Here is a 15,710-nt window from a genome sequence, read left to right on the forward strand (position 1 = left end):
ACTTGTGCACCATTTCTGCACGAACGAGAGCGGAGGGGGGATACGCCCGGCATGCGGGCGTGACCACGTATGACACAGGCCCAATCACCACCGGACGGCCGTCCGGACACGACCGGGGACGACCGGCCCCGCACCGACTGGATCGTGTTCGGCGTCGGCGCCGCGCTCGCGCTGCTGTTCGTGCTGTGGGGGCTGCTCAGCGCCGACACCCTCGGCGCCACCGCCGAGGCGATGCTCGGCGGGCTGATGCGCGGCGGCGGCTGGGGCTTCATCCTCGCCGCGACCGCCTTCGTCGCCTTCGCGCTGTTCCTGGCCTTCAGCCGGTTCGGGCGCATCAAGCTCGGTGCCGACGACGAGGAGCCCGAGTTCCGCACGGTCTCCTGGATCGCGATGATGTTCTCCGCCGGTATGGGCATCGGGCTGATGTTCTTCGGCGTGAACGAGCCGCTGACCTTCTTCCAGTCGCCGCCGCCCGGCGCGGCCGAGCCCGGCACCATCGACGCGCTGCAGACCTCGATGGCGACCTCGCTGTTCCACTGGACGCTGCACCCGTGGGCGATCTACGCCGTCGTCGGCCTCGCCATCGCCTACTCCACGTTCCGCAAGGGCCGCCGCCAGCTCATCAGCCAGGCCTTCATCCCGCTGATCGGGCGCAAGGCCGCCGAGGGCTCCATCGGCCGGGGCATCGACATCCTCGCGATCTTCGCGACGCTGTTCGGCTCCGCGGCCTCGCTGGGGCTGGGCGCGTTCCAGATCGGCGGCGGCATGCAGACCGTCGGCTGGGTCGACGGCCAGGTGAGCCCCTGGGTGCTCGCCGCGATCATCATCGTGCTGACCGCCGCGTTCATCCTCTCCGCCGTCTCCGGTGTCGAGAAGGGCATCCAGTGGCTGTCCAACACCAACATGGTGCTGGCGGCGGTGCTGGCGTTCTTCGTGTTCGTCGTCGGCCCGACGGTGATCATCCTCGACCTGATCCCGACGTCGATCGGCGCGTACTTCTCCCAGTTCTTCGAGATGGTCGGGCGCACCGAGGCCGTCGGCGGCGAGCCGATGCTCGAGTGGCTCTCCGGCTGGACGATCTTCTACTGGGCGTGGTGGATCTCCTGGACGCCGTTCGTCGGCATGTTCCTGGCGCGGATCTCGCGCGGGCGCACCATCCGTGAGTTCGTCGGCGGCGTCATCCTCGCGCCGAGCCTGGTCTCGCTGGTCTGGTTCTGCATCTTCGGCGGCACCGCCATCACCCAGGCCCAGCAGGGCACGCAGTTCTCCGACGACTCCAACGTCCAGCTGTTCCAGATGCTGGCCGCCTACCCGTGGGCGACCTTCACCGGCCTGCTGGTCATGCTCCTGGTCGCGATCTTCTTCGTGTCCGGCGCGGACGCCGCGTCGATCGTCATGGGCACGCTGTCCCAGCGCGGCACCATCGAGCCCAGCAAGTGGGTCGTGGTCTTCTGGGGCTCGGTCATGGGTGCGGTCGCCGTGCTGATGCTCGTCACCGGCGGGGAGAACGCCCTGGACGGCATCCAGAACCTGACCATCCTGGTCGCGGCGCCGTTCGTCGTGATCATGGTGCTGCTGTGCTTCGCGCTGTTCAAGGACCTGCGTCGCGACAAGGTCGTGCTGCGGGACGAGAAGGGCGCGCAGGTGCTGGAGCAGGCGGTCGACTGGGCCACCGACAACCACGGCGAGAACTTCTACGTCAAGGTCGGCGCGTTCGACCCGGACGACGAGAACGCGCCCGCCGACGGCAACGGCAGCTCCGGCAACGGCCACGGTTCCGTCGCGGCCGGCGGGGCCGACGGACCGGACGGGCGGACCGGCGACGAGTCGACGCGGGCGACCGCCGAACGGCGCGACAGCCCGGTCGGCGGCGACTGACCACCTCTCGTCGCACACGACGGCGGCCGGACACCCTCCCGGGGTGTCCGGCCGTCGTCGTCCGTGGCAGGGTCGAGGGCTCACGGTCGCGGGGACGGCCGGACGATCGGACGGCCCGTGACCGACCGCCCACCGACGGTGAGCGGTCGGGAGTGACCCGGGCCGCCCGCGCTCGTTGGACCTCCTGCGACCACCCGGTGCACGTCCCCCGCGCGCACCGACGATCATCGGAAAGTGCTGCGCCGCAGCCGGAGCGGATGGGAGGGACCTGACACAGTGGGCCGGATGCGTCTCGTCTTCACCCCGGGGGACGACCAGGGGTACGCCGAGGCCCGCAGCCGCCTGCTGGAGCAGTTCTCCCTCTGGGCCCGCCGCCGTCGCGTCGAGGTCGACACCGCGCTCGTCGCCGCCGTGCTGGACTACAAGTACGCGCGCGACCGCAGGCTGGGCCGCTGGACGCGCTCGCACATCGCCGACGCGCTGGGCATGTGGTTCCCGCGCAAGGTGACCGTGCTCGAGCCCGACGACGTCGCCCCCGCCTTCCACGCACTCGTCGACTTCGTCGACGAGCACGACTGGTTCGACCCGCAGTCGCACCCGGCGGACGCGCTGCACCGTCAGGTCCTCGACTCCACCCCCGCCCTGCACGACGGCCTCGCCGACGAGCGCAACTACGACCTCGGCAAGTTCTGGGGCGTGCAGCTGCACCGCCACGGCGTCGACCCGGCCGACCCGGCCGCCGTGCAGCGGTTCCTCGACCGCGCCGGTGCCGGGCAGACCGACGTCGACCGGCACGCGCTCGCCGAGATCATGCGGCGCGAGGCGCAGCGGCCCACCCGCACCGAGTGGAACCCGGAGCTGCCGCCGGTGCCGATGCCCGGCGCCGCGGCGCTCGTCGACGCCGCGGAGCGCTCCGAGGCCCTCGAGCTGCTCCGCAAGCTGACCCTGTGGGTGCGGGCCGGGCGCCGGCTCACCTCCGACGGCCGCCTCGACCGCACCGACGCGCTCGACCTCGCCGCGCACCTGCAGCTCGACCACATCTACCGCGAGACCGCCCGCACCAGCGACGACCTGCCCGAGGTGTCGCTGCTGCTGCGCTGGGCCCGCTCGGCGCGCCTGGTCCGTGTGGTGCGCGGGCGGCTGCTGCCGGTCAAGAGCGCGGGACCGCTGCTGAACCGGCCGATCGAGCTGTGGCGCCGCGTGTTCGAGTCGGTCGGGCGCCTCGGCGACAGCCTGGGTGGGACCGACGTGTTCGGGGCGCCGTCGCTGTTCGGGATGTCGATGTCACAGGCGTTCCCGATGCTGTGGGTCGGGCTCTACGCCACCGGCGGCGGGCAGGTCCCGCTCGAGCACTTCCACCGCCAGGTCCGCGACGCCGTCAACGACGAGGCCGGCTGCGTGGTCGACGACCTCGCCGGCGACGTCGAGCAGCGGCTGTGGCGCCGCGACGTCACCGCCCTGCTGGACGCCTGCGAGCTGCTCGGCGCGATCGAGCTGACCGAGACCCTCGACGCCGACGAGCTCGACGAGCTGTCCCGGGTCGCGCACCGCGACGACCCGGACCCCACGGTCGTCGCGCTGACCCCGATGGGGCTGTGGGCGGTGCACGAGTACCTGACCGAGCAGGGCATGCACCTGCCCGCGCCGGGCGAGCTGGCCGACGAGGACGTCGAGTACGTGTGCGTGCGGATGAGCGGGGTGCGGGCCGACGTCGCCGAGGCCGAGCTCGCCGCGTGGGCGCTGGCCCGCCACCCCGGCGACGCCGTGCGCGAGCTGGACCGCTTCCTGCGCCGCTGCGAGGTCCCGGTGCACCGGGCCCTGGCGCTGCACGCGCTGACCGCGACCGGCCCGGCCGGGCGGGCGGTGGCCGCCCGCCACCGGTTGCACGTCGCCGAGCCCGTGGTGGTGCCGGCGCCGCACCGCCACGTCGGCCCCACCCCGGCGCCGCGCGCCGCGGCGGCGGCCGCCGAGACCACGGCGCCACTGCCGCGCACCGCGGTCCGGCACAACCTCGAGCCGGCCGGCTGACCCGGCTCAGGTCAGCAGCACGACCTTGCCGGTGACGGTGCGGTCGTCGATGCGGGACAGGGCGGTCGCGGCGTCGTCGAGGCCGAAGCTCTCGCTGATCAGCGGGTCGAGCGCGCCCGAGCGCAGGTGCGGGAGCAGCGCGTCCCACTCGGAGCGGATGAAGTCCGGGCGGCCCAGCGCGTAGGCACCCCAGCCGACCCCGCGGACGTCGACGTTGTTCAGCAGCAGCCGGTTCACCTTCACCGTCGGGATGTCACCCGCGGTGAACCCGACGACCATGAGCCGGCCGAGCGGGCCGAGGCAGCGCACCGAGTCGGTGAAGCGGTCACCGCCGACCGGGTCGACGACCATGTCGACGCCCGCACCGCCGGTGAGCTCCTTGACCGCGTCCTTGAACCCGTCGACGCCGACGGTGTGCGTCGCGCCCGCGCGCCGCGCGACCTCGGCCTTGGCCTCGGTGGAGGTGACGCCGATGACGGTGGCCCCCATCGCGGCGGCCAGCTGGATCACCGCGGTCCCGACGCCCCCGGCCGCGCCCTGGACGAGCACCGTCTCCCCCGCCCGCAGGCCACCACGGGTGTCGAGGGTGAAGTGCGCGGTCAGGTAGTTCATCGGCAGGCAGGCGCCCGCGGCGAACTCCACCTCGTCGGGCAGCGGGAAGACGTGCTGCTCGGGTGCGGAGACGGTCTCGGCGAACACCCCGGACATGGTGAACGCGACGACCCGGTCACCGGCGGCGAACCGGCTGTCCGGGCCCGCCTCGCGCACCGTGCCGGCGCACTCGGAGCCCAGGGTGAACGGCGGGTCCGGCTTGTACTGGTACATCCCCTTGGTCAGCAGGACGTCCGGGAAGTTCACCCCGGCCGCGGCGACGTCGATCAGGACCTCGCCGTCACCGCGGACCGGTGGCTCGACCTCCGCGACGCGGACCGCGGACGGCCCGTCCAGCTCGCTGACCTGCACTGCACGCACGTGTGCTCTCCCTCGTGGTCCGACGGCGGTGTCCGCCGGTCATCGAACCACGGGCGCGGATGGTCCACACGGGCCGCGGGGCGCGGCTACACGGGCTGGGCGTCGCCGTAGCGCGGGGTGCGCGGCTCGGTGAGTGCGTCGCACAGCTCGGAGAGCCGGTTGTCGATGCGGTCCTGCACCCGCTCGAGCGCGTCGAGCTCCAGCATGAGGTCCAGGGCGTCGCCGGTGGTGCCCCCGGAGAGGACGCGCTCCAGCTCGGCGCGGCGCTCGGCGGCGCGACGACGGCAGGCGTCGGCGGTGGCCTTGTGGGCGCGCAGCCGGGCACGGGCGGGGTCGGCGAGATCGCGGCCGCCGTTGACGGTGGCGACGCGCTCCTCCAGCAGGTGCGGGTTCACGGGGCCCTCCGATGCGTGGTGGTGGGAACGTCGGCTCGGCGGTGGCGTGACCGCCGCCACATCCCACGCTAGACGATCAGCGTGTGCCGCGCATCACATCGGTGTGACATCCGTGGGGAACCGGCCCCGGACGCGCGACGACCCCCGGTGCCGCGGGCACCGGGGGTCGTCGGGTGTCGGGTCGGGTCGGGTCGGGTCAGTCGCCGCGGCGCGGCTGCGGGATGAGCTCCGCCGGGCCGCGACGGCGCTGGGCGACGGCGTCGGTGGTCAGGTGGTAGTGCCCGCGGCGCGACCGCCGGCACAGGTAGGCCCGCTGCGGGCGTCCGCCGAGGGCCTCCAGCTCACGGGCGGCGCACTCGGCCGCGTCCCGGTCCGGGTAGATGACCTTGCCGTCGCTGCCGGTCGCGGAGGCGCCGAACCGCTCGCGGTCCTCGATCTCGCGCCGCCCGGGGAGGCAGACCTCCGGCCGGCCGGACCGCATCAGCCGCGCGTAGCGGGCCAGCACGCGGCCCCGCTCGCCGTCGACCACACCTCGTCCGGACGGCAGGTTCTCCACCGACCGCCGTGCCGCGGGGATCATCCCCGGGTGCACCGCCGGAACCCTGTCGAACTGCCCGTCCATGTCGCCTCCACGTCGCCGTCACTTGTGGATCGCTCGACTCATCCTGCCTCGTTACCGCCTGCGGCGGACTCGCTCGATCGTGTCATCTGTCACGCAGACACCGGCACATCCGCTCACTCAGTGTGACATCGCCTGCTGATCGGCGTGCCGGCGACGCCGTTCACCGCCGCGTCGGTCGTGTCATCACACCTGTGGGTACGGCCGTGTGCACCAGCCTGTGCGCCCGTCCGGACCGTCCTATCCTGGTTCCCCGGGAACGCGCGTGCCCCGGGTCGGGGGACGAAGATGGCGATCCAGCCCGAGACGGGTGTCGGGAACGGGGCGTCCGGCGGCCCGCGGTGGGACGAGGTGTTCACCCCGTCCGACCTGGCCGAGGGCGTGTTCGACGTGCGCTGGGACCTGCGTCCGCGGCTGCGCCGCTGGCTGGCCGACCAGGGGCTGGCCACCGCGTCGGGGCGCGAGACGCACCGTCCCGCGATCGACGCCTGGGCCCTGCTCGACGGCGGCGTGATCGCCGTGTCCGCGGTGAGCCTGCCCGGCATCCCGCCCGGCGCGGTGCCGCTGCCCGGACAGGAGCCCGCCGCCGGCACCACTCCCCCACGGAACTCCGCGCTGCTGCCCCCGGGCATGCGGCTGATCGGGCACCGCACGCTGCGCTTGGTCGTCGCCCGCCTCGGGCTGCCCGGTGGCGACGAGCCGCTGCCCGGGGAGCACCGCGACGTGCCCGGCCTGGTCGAGGACCTGTTCGACGCCCGGCGCCGCGACGCCGAGAGCGCCGAGCAGGCCGAGCTGCTCGCCACCTGCACCGACCGGACGTCGCTGCGCTGGGTGGTCACCGCACTGCGGCCCTGAGGCGACCGCCCGGGGTCAGGACGCCGCTCCCCTCCCGGTCGGGCTGCGGTACACCCCGATCTGCTCCATCAGACCGAGCAGGTCGTAGGTCGCGTTGAGGTAGCACGCCCGGCCGTCGCGGAAGTCGAACGTCTCCAGCCCGGCGAACGCGAACGGCCTGCCGGTTCCCGGGATCCCGGGCGGGGTGAGCGTGCCGCTGAAGTGGCCGGTCCCCCGCCAGCTGAACGACACCCGGGCGTCCTCCGTGGCGAACATCGGCGGCGCGGTGACCTCCCAGACCAGGTCCGGGTAGGCGCCGAGGACGTACCGGACGTAGTCGACCGCGCCCTGCTGCCCGCGCACGTCCCAACCGGTGTGGCGGGTCGTCGGGCTGTCGAGCCAGAAGTCCTCGGTGACGATGTCGCGGACCTGTTCGGGGTCGTGGCTGTTCCAGCCGTCGATCCAGCTGCGGTACCAGCGCACCGCGAAGTCGACCCCGACCGGGCCCGTGTCGGCGACGGGACGCCCCGCGGGCGTGGTGATGTCGTGCGGCATGGTCGTCTCCTGGTCTCGGTGGTGGGGGCCGTGCGGCGCGGACGGCCCTCCCGGCGTCGGGCGGCCGGGGGTCATCGGCGCCCCGTACCGCTCCGCAGTACGCCGGTCCGGCGCAGCAGCCCCATCAGGTCGTAGCTGGCGTGGAGCCGGTGGGCGCGACCGTCGCGGAAGTCGAAGACCTCCAGGCCGACGAAGTCGAACGGGAGCCCGGTGCCGGGGATCCCGGGCGGGGTGAGCGTTCCGGTGAAGTGCCCGGTCCCGCGCCAGGTGAACGCCGCGCGCGGGGTGTCGGGGGCGAGCAGGGGCGGCCCGGTGCGCTCCCAGGTCAGGTCCGGGTAGGCCGTGAGCACGTACCGCATGTAGTCGGCGGCCGCGTCGGGACCCCGGACGTCCCAGCCGGAGTTGCGCGTCGTCGGCGTCTCCAGCAGGAAGTCGTCGGTCACGAGCGGGCGGACCCGGTCCGGGTCGTGGCTGTTCCAGGCGTCGATCCAGGCCTGGTACCAGCGCAGCGCGGCGTCCGGATCCAGCCGGGTGGCGCCCGGGGACGGGGCGGTCGTCATCGCGTCTCCTCAAAAATCTAATGGTCGTCAGATTTTAAGCTAACATAGGAAACTTGCCCGGCAGACAGGAGCGGACGATGGTGTTCACCTTGCGCGGACTGGTCGAGGAACGACGGCGCGAGCGACCCGACGACGTGGTGGTCACCGAGGACGGGACCGACACGACCTGGCGCGAGCTCCACGACCGGTCGGTCCGGATCGCCGCCGCCCTGGTGCGCGACGGCGTCCCACCCGGCGGCCGGGTCGCCCACCTGGGGAAGAACTCGTCGGCGTGGTTCCCGTACCTGTTCGGCTGCGCGCTGGCCGGGGCCGTGGCGGCGCCGCTGAACTGGCGGCTCGCACCCCGTGAGCTGGCGGAGATCATCGACGACAGCGGCGCGGAGGTCGTGTTCGTCGACCCCGGGATGCACCGGACCGCCGACCTCGTCGAGGAGGCGCTCGGTCGCAGGCTGACCGTCGTGTTCCTCGGCGGGGACCACGACGGACGGCCGGGCCTGACGAGCTGGTGGGGCCCCGCGGAGGATCCCGCGGTCGAGCCGCCCGACGACGTCGCGCTCGAGCTCTGTACGAGCGGCACCACGGGACGCCCGAAGGGGGTCCTGTTCGCCGGCCGCACCAACCTCCGGGTCCTCATCCGGGACATCGCGCCACGCTGGGGACTCACCGACGGCGAGGTGAGCCTGCTGGCCATGCCGCTGTTCCACATGGGTGGCGTGGCCTGGGCACTGGCCGGCCTCGCCGCGGGGGCACGCGGCGTGGTCGTCCGGGACTTCGATGCGGCCGCGGTGCTCGACACGATGGAGCGCGAACGGGTCACGACCGCCTTCTGCGTCCCCACCATGCTCGCCTCCCTGGTCACCGAGGCCCGGTCCACCCCCCGGGACCTCGCGCTGCGGCGGATGACCTACTCCGGCGCCCCGATCAGCACGACGGCGCTGGTCGCGGGCATGCGGACCTTCGGATGCGACTTCGTCGGGATCTACGGCCTCACCGAGGCGACCGGCGCGTTCGCCCAGCTGCCACCGGAGGACCACGACCCGGAGGGCAGCCGCTCCCACCTGCTGCGGTCGGCGGGGAAGCCCTACCCGTGGGTCGAGGTCGCCGTGGTGTCCCCGACCGACGGGCACACCTGCACGGTCGGGGAGATCGGCGAGATCCTGACCCGGTCGGAGCAGAACACCGTCGGCTACCGCACGCGCGCCGGCGTCACCTCCGCGCTCGACGCGGACGGCTGGCTGCACACCGGGGACCTCGGCCACCTCGACGCCGACGGCCGGATCTTCCTGGTCGACCGGGCCAAGGACCTCGTCATCAGCGGCGGGGAGAACGTCTACCCCGCCGAGGTCGAGAACGAGCTCGCCGCACACCCCGACGTCGCCGAGGTCGCGGTCATCGGCGTCCCCGACCCGAGATGGGGCGAGACGGTGAAGGCGATCGTGGTCCCGCGGCCGGGGACCCGTCCCGATCCGGCCGCGCTGATCACCTTCGCCCGCACGAGGCTGGCCGCGTTCAAGTGCCCGACCAGCGTCGACGTGGTGGACCGGCTCCCGCGGACCGCGACCGGCAAGGTGATCAAGGGCGAGCTGCGGGAGCCGTACTGGCGTGGTCACGACCGGCTCGTCCACTGATCACGGGCCGGGGTGAGAATGGGGTCGTGCAGGCCGAGCTCCGTCGTCCGTCCAAGGGGGACCGGACCCGTCGCCGGCTGCTCGACGCGGCGGCGGCGCTGCTGGCCCGCGACGGACCGGCCGGGGTCAGCCTCAGCGGGATCGCCGAGGCCGCGGGCCTGCAGACCGGGAGCATCTACTTCCACTTCGGCTCGAAGGACGAGCTCATCGCGACGGTGCTCGAGGAGGGTCTGCGCGAGTCGCTCCGGCATCTCGACGACGCCCTGCAACCCCACCCGGCCGGCGACGCCGGGGCCCGGCTGTGGGCGGCCGTCCGCGCGCACCTCGACGCCCTGGTGGAGCTGAGCGACTACGCCGCCGTCGTGCTGACGATGCCCGAGCCCGACTCCGACGCGTCGGTCGCGACCTACCGCTCGCTGATGCAGCGCTACCGGAACCGGTGGACCGAGCTGGTCGAGGACGCACAACGGTCGGGCGCGGTCGCCGCCGGACCGGAGGCCCGGCTCGTGCGCGACCTGCTGTTCGGGGCGATGAACGCGGTCGCCGGCACCCGTCGGCGACCCGGGCGGACCCCGGCCGACTGCGCCGCCGCGGTCCGGGAGCTGCTGGCGGGCCCGCTCGGTCCGCCGCCGGGGGGATGACCGCGACGCCGGGACCGCGTGCGTCGGGATCCGGGTGCGGGCACGGTCGTTGCGGACCACCACCCGCGGCTGTGCCGTGGCCCCGCCCGGGCACGACGGCGGGGCGATCGCTGCCTGCCCTCGCCCGCAGAGCCGCTCGACGAGCTCGCTCCGGGACCGGCCGGTCTGCCTCCTCGGTGTGCACACGGAGCTGACGGCACCCGGCTGATCATCATTTGTGATGACCCCGCTCGTCGGACGATAACGATGTAACGGACGAAGCGCGACAGACCGTCCGGTGGAGCGAGTCGGCACGGCGTCGACGGCTCTCGCGGGAGGACGACGTGCGACGTGGAGTGCGGGTGACAGCGATGATGCTGGCCGCCTCGGTGATGACAGGGCTGCTGACCGGATGCGACAGTGCCCGGGCGACGGTGTCCCGAGTGGTCGACGGGGACACGATCGATGCCGTCGTCGACGGTCAGGAGCAGCGCATCCGTCTGCTGAACATCGACACTCCCGAGACGAAGGACCCGAACGCCGACGTCGAGTGCCTGGGGCCGGAGGCATCGGCGTTCCTCGCCTCGCTGCTCCCACCCGGAACCGAGATCGACGTCGTGACCGACGACGAGAAGCTCGACAGCTGGGGTCGTGTCCTCGCCGGTGTCGTGCTCGGCGACGGACGACTCGTGAACGCCGAGATGGCCCGGGCCGGTCTCGCTCTGCCGATGCAGGTCGGCGAGAACGACCGCTTCCTGCCCGACGTCGAGCAGGCCCATTCCGAGGCCGTCACCGCACGGCGCGGTCTGTTCGATCCGACCGTCGCGTGTACGGTCCCCGGCCAGGTCGACGCCGTGGAGACCGCGGCGGCGGGACTCGTATCGGGTGCCACCGCGACGACCCCCGAGGATGCCGACTCGGCGGCGATCGGTGCGGCAGCCGTCGTCGCGACTGCGATCGCTCTGCGGTCGAAACTGAACTCGAGCGTCCCCGGCGATGCACTGATCTGGCGGGCCGCGCACCTGGTCTCCGACCGTTCGCGCTGGGCGGCCCGGGTCGTCACCTCGGAGGCGAGAGCTCGGTCCACGGTCGACGGGGCCCGGGATCGTGCCCGGGTGCTGCGGACGCCTCCGGCGCCGCCGGCCGGCGGGAGCAGTATCCCGGCACCCCGTCCGAAGCCGACCTCCGGCGGTGGCGGTGCGGTCACGAGCCCGACGAGGAAGCCGGCGCCTGCCCCGAAGCCGAAGCCCGCGCCCGCGCCGAAGGCCGGCGGCGGTTCAGGCGGCAGCTCCGGCTCCGGCCCGGTCGGCTACACCGGCCCGCGGTGCTACGCCCCCGGCGGGAAGACCTGGAAGCCCTGCTGAACCGAGCAGTGGTGGCGTCGGACGATGCCCTCCGACGCCGCCGTGGCACCCTCCTGTCGTGACGACCTGGACCAGCGACGAGTGCGCCGCCCACTGGGGCGTGCAGGTGGGCACCTGGAACTCCTACGTCTCCCGCGGCCAGGCCCCGGCCCCGCTGCCCGACCCCGGCCCGGGCGGCCGCAAGGTCTGGGACGCCGACGCCGTCCGCGCGTTCTCCCGGCCCGGGGTGGGCCGCCGCCGGGGGTCCGCCGAGTCCGCGGCCGTGCTGGAGGAGCTGCGGGCGGCGGCGGACGCCCCGCGCGAGCGTCGCCGCGAGCTGCTGCGCGCCGGGCGCGAGGCCGGCTGCGAGGTCAGCGCGATGGCGGCGGCGCTCGGTGTCTCCCGGCACACCGCCTACGCCTGGTTGAAGGACTGACCCTCCGGCGGAGAGACTGCGCGGGCGTGCGCACCGCAACGGAGGGGGAAGGCGTGCTGGTCTCGACGGCCGTACGGACGGCGACGAAGCGGCTCATCCCGCTGCTCGCCCTGGCCTATCTGCTGAACTACATCGACCGGGTCAACGTCGGGTTCGCGTCGCTGACGATGAACGCCGACCTGGGCCTGTCCGCGGCCGCCTACGGCCTGGGCGCCGGGCTGTTCTTCATCGGGTACTTCTTCTTCGAGGTCCCGTCCAACGTGATCCTGCACCGGGTCGGCGCCCGGATCTGGATCGCCCGGATCATGGTGACCTGGGGCATCGTCGCGTCGTCGACGGCGTTCATCCAGGGCGAGGTCGGCTTCTACGTCGTGCGGGTGCTGCTCGGCATCGCCGAGGCCGGCTTCTTCCCCGGCATCATCCTGTACCTGACCTACTGGTTCCCGAGGGTCGAGCGGGCGCGGATCGTCGCGCTGTTCTTCCTGGCCGTGCCGCTGTCCTCGGTGGTCGGCGGGCCGCTGTCGACGTGGCTGATCTCGGTCGGCGACGGCGCCCTGGGCTTCGACGCCGGCTGGCGCTTCATGTTCTTCGTCGAGGGCATCCCGGCGGTGCTACTGGGGATCGCGGTGCTGTGGCTGCTGCCGGACCGCCCGACCCGGGCCCGGTGGCTGCCCGCCGACCAGGCGGTCGCGCTGGAGGAGCGGATCGCCGCCGAGGACGCGGCGGCGGCCGGGCAGGACCGCGGCGTCGCCGCCGCCCTGCGCGACGGCCGGGTGGTGGCCCTGTCGGTCGTCTACTTCGGGATCGTGTTCGGGCTCTACGTGCTGGCGTTCTTCCTGCCGCAGATCGTCGCCGGGTTCGAGCAGCAGTTCGGCGCCGACTACTCGCTGGTCGAGGTCGGCCTGATCACCGCGGTGCCGTACGCCATCGCGTCGGTGACGATGGTGCTGTGGGCCCGGCACTCCGACCACAGCGGCGAGCGGCCGCTGCACGTGGCCGTCCCCGCCGTCGTCGGGGCGGTCGCGATCGCGGGCGCGCTGTACATGGACTCGCCGCTGCTGGTCATGGCGTGCGTGACCGTCTGCGCGATCGGGGTCTTCGCCGCCATCCCACCGTTCTGGTCGCTGCCGAACGCGTTCCTCACCGGTGCAGGGGCGGCCGCCGGGATCGGGCTGATCAACTCTTTCGGCAACCTGTCCGGGTTCGCCGGGCCGTTCGTCGCGGGGTGGTTGAAGGACCTGACCGGTGACTCCCGCGCCGGGATGTGGGTGGTCGCGGTGATGATGCTGATGTCGGCGGCGATCGCGGTCGGTTTCCGCCGGACGGTGCAGCGGGCTGCGGCGGCCGACGCAGCCGACCGGACGGCCGATCGTCGAGAGTGACCGACCGGTCCCCGACCGCGTCAGTACCCGATCGCACTCGCGTAGTGGACCGCGCCGAAGGCGACGGCGGAACCTGTCACGGCGAGGGTGACCAGCGCGAACGGCCAGGCCGGGCGCCGTTCGACGACCCGCAGCACGGTCATGGCGAGACCCGCCACGCCGGCGGCCGCCGCGACCACCAGCGACCCGCCGACCGAGACGAGCACGGCCGAGGAGCTGCAGGTCCGCGGCGGGCAGTAGTCGAGGAACGCGACGAGGAAGACGGCGCCGAACACACCCAGCGCGACCAGCATCCCGGTCACGGCCAGCGCGACCCCGGACAACGCGGCGTCCCAGCGGACGATCGGCCGACGTTCCGTTTCCGGACGAGCGGGACCGGTCGACAGCATGACGTCAACGGTACCGCTACCGCCCGGTACAGGACAGATCGGACATCCGTCATCACCGTTCGGTGAGCGGCCGGGCGCTGTGTCCCGCCTGGCACCCGGGGCACCAGAACAGGTTCCGCGTGCGGACCTCGGCGTGCGCGATCGGGGCGCCGCAGACCAGGCAGGGCTGCCCGGTGCGGCGGTAGGCGTAGACGACGCTGGCGCAGACCGCGCCGCGGTCGGGGGGCGCCAGCAGGGCCGGGTCGTGCTCGGGGCGCAGCGTCTCGATCCGGCCGCGCCGCTCGCCGTCGTGGAGCATCTCGGTCAGGTCGTCCCAGAGCAGCGCGAAGGACCGGTCGTCGAGGTCGCGGGCTGGGGTCATCGGGTCCAGCCCGGTGCGGAACAGCGTCTCGGCGCGGAAGACGTTGCCGATGCCCGCGATCACCGACTGGTCCATGAGCAGGGCGGCCAGCGGGACCCGGGAGCGGGCGAACCGCTCCCGGACGCGGGCCGGGTCGGCGTCGTCGCGCAGCGGGTCCTCGCCGAGCCGGGCCCGCAGCTCCGCGACCCCGACGTCGTCGAGGAGCTCGCACGCGGCCGGGCCGCGCAGGTCGGCGTAGTGGGTCTCGCCGACGATCCGCATCCGGACCTGGCCGCGGGGCGGCTCCTGCGGGAGCGTCCGGTTCGGGAACCGGCCCCACAGTCCGAGGTGGACGTGCACGGTGGTGTCCGGGCCGTAGTGCTGGAACAGGTGCTTGCCGTGGGCCTGCACGTCGACCAGCACCCGCCCGTCGACGATCTCGGCGCCGGTGGTGAACCGGCGCTGCGGACTGGAGACGGCCACCGGCCGTCCGGCGTAGCGGCGGCGCTGCAGCCGCGCGAGCCGGTGCACGGTGTGTCCCTCGGGCATGTCCCGGGGATCCCCCGCCGGGGTGGGTCCTACTCCCCCGCGGAGACACCCACCGCGTGCCGGGCGGGCGTGCGACCGCGGCCGGCGACGAGCGCGTCGACCGAGAACCGGCCCGGTCCGACCGCGGCCAGCGCGAGCCCGCCGGCGGCGATCACGCCGACCAGCTCCCAGCCGCCCGAGTCGACGAACGGGTTCAGGCCCGCGTGCGCGAAGAGGAACGCCCCCGCCATCGCGACGACGACGGCGAGCCCCGCCACGGTCGTCGCGGCACCGGCGAGCAGCAGCAGACCGCCCCCGAGTTCGGCCGCGATCACGAACAGCGCGGAGACCGTGGGCAGCGGGATGCCCATGCCGGCGAAGCTCGACGCGACCCCGCCGACACCACCCGAGAGCTTCTGCAGGCCGTGGGCGACGAGGACGACGCCGACGAGCAGCCGGACGAGCAGGAGGGCGATGTCGGAGAGCGGCACGGGGAGCGGTCGCATGAGTTCCTCTCGATTGTTGAACTTTCACGCTTGCGCTCCCGAGGCTAACAGGATCGTCAGAACGGCGTAGTCGTGTCCGAGGTCACCGCCCCCGAGGCGTCGGTGTCGGTGACCTGCTCCTGCCCGTGACCGTCGGCGCCGGTCGTCCGGGTGACCAGCCGGGTGGAGCCGTCGGCGTAGGTGGTGCGGTCGGTGTAGGAGCGGCTGCCGTCGGCGTTCTCGGAGCCGTAGGTCTCGGACACCACGCGGCCGAACACCTCGTCGACGATCGACCAGTCCACCGTCCCCGCCTGCGGGTCGGTGGTGCGGGTGTTGTGCCGGACGCCGATCTGACGGTCCTGCTCGTCGGTGATCGGCTCGTCGTAGTTCTCGGTCCACGGCTCGTCGCTGTCGATCGGCCCGTACCCCGAGCCCTCCGGCGGGCGCAGCTCACCGCCGGTCGCCCCACCGGCGGGCGGGGTGGTCCCGCCGTCCGAGGACGACGCGCCGAACCCCGCGGAGGTGCCGTAGACCCGGTACCCGTCCTCCCGCTGCTCGTAGATCACGGTGGTCTCCTCGGGGAAGGCCTCGGCGTAGCGGCGGTCGGTCATCGTTCCTCCTGGTCGGGGGTCGTACCGGGTCCCCCGTCCTCGCCCCTGCCCGCGCCGCCGTTACCCCTCCGGTTGCGCCGCGGCACGACGGGAGATCAGGTGGACCC

17 protein-coding genes are annotated in these 15,710 nt (G+C 73.4%); 8 read left to right on the forward strand and 9 right to left on the reverse strand.

All coding sequences use genetic code 11. The features are described 5' to 3' along the window. Nucleotides 1-69 precede the first annotated feature (69 nt). Nucleotides 70-1,878, forward strand: a complete 1,809-nt coding sequence (locus tag KPL57_RS51710; RefSeq protein WP_226352373.1) for a BCCT family transporter — start codon at nt 70-72, stop codon at nt 1,876-1,878. A gap of 285 nt (nt 1,879-2,163) precedes the next feature. Then, nucleotides 2,164-3,906 (forward strand): hypothetical protein, encoded by a 1,743-nt coding sequence (locus KPL57_RS51715; RefSeq protein WP_226352374.1) that lies wholly within the window; start codon nt 2,164-2,166, stop codon nt 3,904-3,906. A gap of 6 nt (nt 3,907-3,912) precedes the next feature. On the opposite strand, the gene KPL57_RS51720 is transcribed toward KPL57_RS51715, so the two are convergent. The 3 genes from KPL57_RS51720 to KPL57_RS51730 all read right to left on the reverse strand — a co-directional run bounded on the left by KPL57_RS51720 (nt 3,913) and on the right by KPL57_RS51730 (nt 5,895). Beyond that, nucleotides 3,913-4,878, reverse strand: coding sequence for an NADPH:quinone oxidoreductase family protein (locus KPL57_RS51720; RefSeq protein ID WP_226352375.1), 966 nt, complete (start codon nt 4,876-4,878; stop codon nt 3,913-3,915). A gap of 86 nt (nt 4,879-4,964) precedes the next feature. Continuing rightward, nucleotides 4,965-5,273 (reverse strand): hypothetical protein, encoded by a 309-nt coding sequence (locus KPL57_RS51725; protein ID WP_073574211.1) that lies wholly within the window; start codon nt 5,271-5,273, stop codon nt 4,965-4,967. 196 nt (nt 5,274-5,469) lie between these two features. After that, nucleotides 5,470-5,895 carry a hypothetical protein gene (locus KPL57_RS51730; RefSeq protein WP_062396034.1) on the reverse strand — a complete coding sequence of 142 codons (426 nt, stop codon included), beginning with the start codon at nt 5,893-5,895 and terminating at the stop codon, nt 5,470-5,472. A 285-nt stretch (nt 5,896-6,180) separates the two neighbouring features. Here KPL57_RS51730 and KPL57_RS51735 point away from each other — a divergent pair, with 285 nt between their 5' ends. Continuing rightward, nucleotides 6,181-6,747 (forward strand): hypothetical protein, encoded by a 567-nt coding sequence (locus KPL57_RS51735; protein ID WP_226352376.1) that lies wholly within the window; start codon nt 6,181-6,183, stop codon nt 6,745-6,747. Between the two features lie 15 nt (nt 6,748-6,762). On the opposite strand, the gene KPL57_RS51740 is transcribed toward KPL57_RS51735, so the two are convergent. Together KPL57_RS51740 and KPL57_RS51745 are read right to left on the reverse strand one after the other, a co-directional pair. Continuing rightward, entirely contained in the window at nt 6,763-7,281 is a 519-nt protein-coding gene (locus tag KPL57_RS51740) for an ester cyclase (protein ID WP_226357752.1), read from the reverse strand. 71 nt (nt 7,282-7,352) lie between these two features. Continuing rightward, nucleotides 7,353-7,841, reverse strand: a complete 489-nt coding sequence (locus tag KPL57_RS51745; protein WP_226357753.1) for an ester cyclase — start codon at nt 7,839-7,841, stop codon at nt 7,353-7,355. A 77-nt stretch (nt 7,842-7,918) separates the two neighbouring features. Here KPL57_RS51745 and KPL57_RS51750 point away from each other — a divergent pair, with 77 nt between their 5' ends. The 5 genes from KPL57_RS51750 (at nt 7,919) to KPL57_RS51770 (ending at nt 13,250) form a co-directional block, all read left to right on the forward strand. Further along, nucleotides 7,919-9,469 (forward strand): AMP-binding protein, encoded by a 1,551-nt coding sequence (locus KPL57_RS51750; protein ID WP_226357754.1) that lies wholly within the window; start codon nt 7,919-7,921, stop codon nt 9,467-9,469. 26 nt (nt 9,470-9,495) lie between these two features. Further along, nucleotides 9,496-10,110: a TetR/AcrR family transcriptional regulator gene (locus tag KPL57_RS51755; RefSeq protein WP_226357755.1), complete on the forward strand. Its 615-nt coding sequence runs from the start codon at nt 9,496-9,498 to the stop codon at nt 10,108-10,110. 350 nt (nt 10,111-10,460) lie between these two features. After that, nucleotides 10,461-11,453: a thermonuclease family protein gene (locus KPL57_RS51760; RefSeq protein WP_226358031.1), complete on the forward strand. Its 993-nt coding sequence runs from the start codon at nt 10,461-10,463 to the stop codon at nt 11,451-11,453. 58 nt (nt 11,454-11,511) lie between these two features. Continuing rightward, nucleotides 11,512-11,868 carry a hypothetical protein gene (locus KPL57_RS51765; RefSeq protein WP_226357756.1) on the forward strand — a complete coding sequence of 119 codons (357 nt, stop codon included), beginning with the start codon at nt 11,512-11,514 and terminating at the stop codon, nt 11,866-11,868. 53 nt (nt 11,869-11,921) lie between these two features. Beyond that, nucleotides 11,922-13,250, forward strand: coding sequence for an MFS transporter (locus KPL57_RS51770; protein ID WP_226357757.1), 1,329 nt, complete (start codon nt 11,922-11,924; stop codon nt 13,248-13,250). A gap of 20 nt (nt 13,251-13,270) precedes the next feature. Here KPL57_RS51770 and KPL57_RS51775 read toward each other — a convergent pair whose 3' ends face one another. The 4 genes from KPL57_RS51775 to KPL57_RS51790 are packed head-to-tail and all read right to left on the reverse strand — an operon-like array spanning nt 13,271 to nt 15,603. Beyond that, entirely contained in the window at nt 13,271-13,639 is a 369-nt protein-coding gene (locus KPL57_RS51775; RefSeq protein WP_226357758.1) for a hypothetical protein, read from the reverse strand. 52 nt (nt 13,640-13,691) lie between these two features. Further along, nucleotides 13,692-14,528 carry an Fpg/Nei family DNA glycosylase gene (locus KPL57_RS51780; RefSeq protein ID WP_226357759.1) on the reverse strand — a complete coding sequence of 279 codons (837 nt, stop codon included), beginning with the start codon at nt 14,526-14,528 and terminating at the stop codon, nt 13,692-13,694. A 29-nt stretch (nt 14,529-14,557) separates the two neighbouring features. Continuing rightward, nucleotides 14,558-15,013 (reverse strand): DoxX family protein, encoded by a 456-nt coding sequence (locus tag KPL57_RS51785; protein WP_226357760.1) that lies wholly within the window; start codon nt 15,011-15,013, stop codon nt 14,558-14,560. A 56-nt stretch (nt 15,014-15,069) separates the two neighbouring features. Continuing rightward, the gene (locus KPL57_RS51790; RefSeq protein WP_226357761.1) at nt 15,070-15,603 is read right to left on the reverse strand and encodes a hypothetical protein; all 534 of its coding nucleotides are present in this window, start codon (nt 15,601-15,603) and stop codon (nt 15,070-15,072) included. Between the last annotated feature and the right edge of the window lie 107 nt (nt 15,604-15,710).

It is taken from the genome of Pseudonocardia sp. ICBG601 (assembly GCF_020496245.1).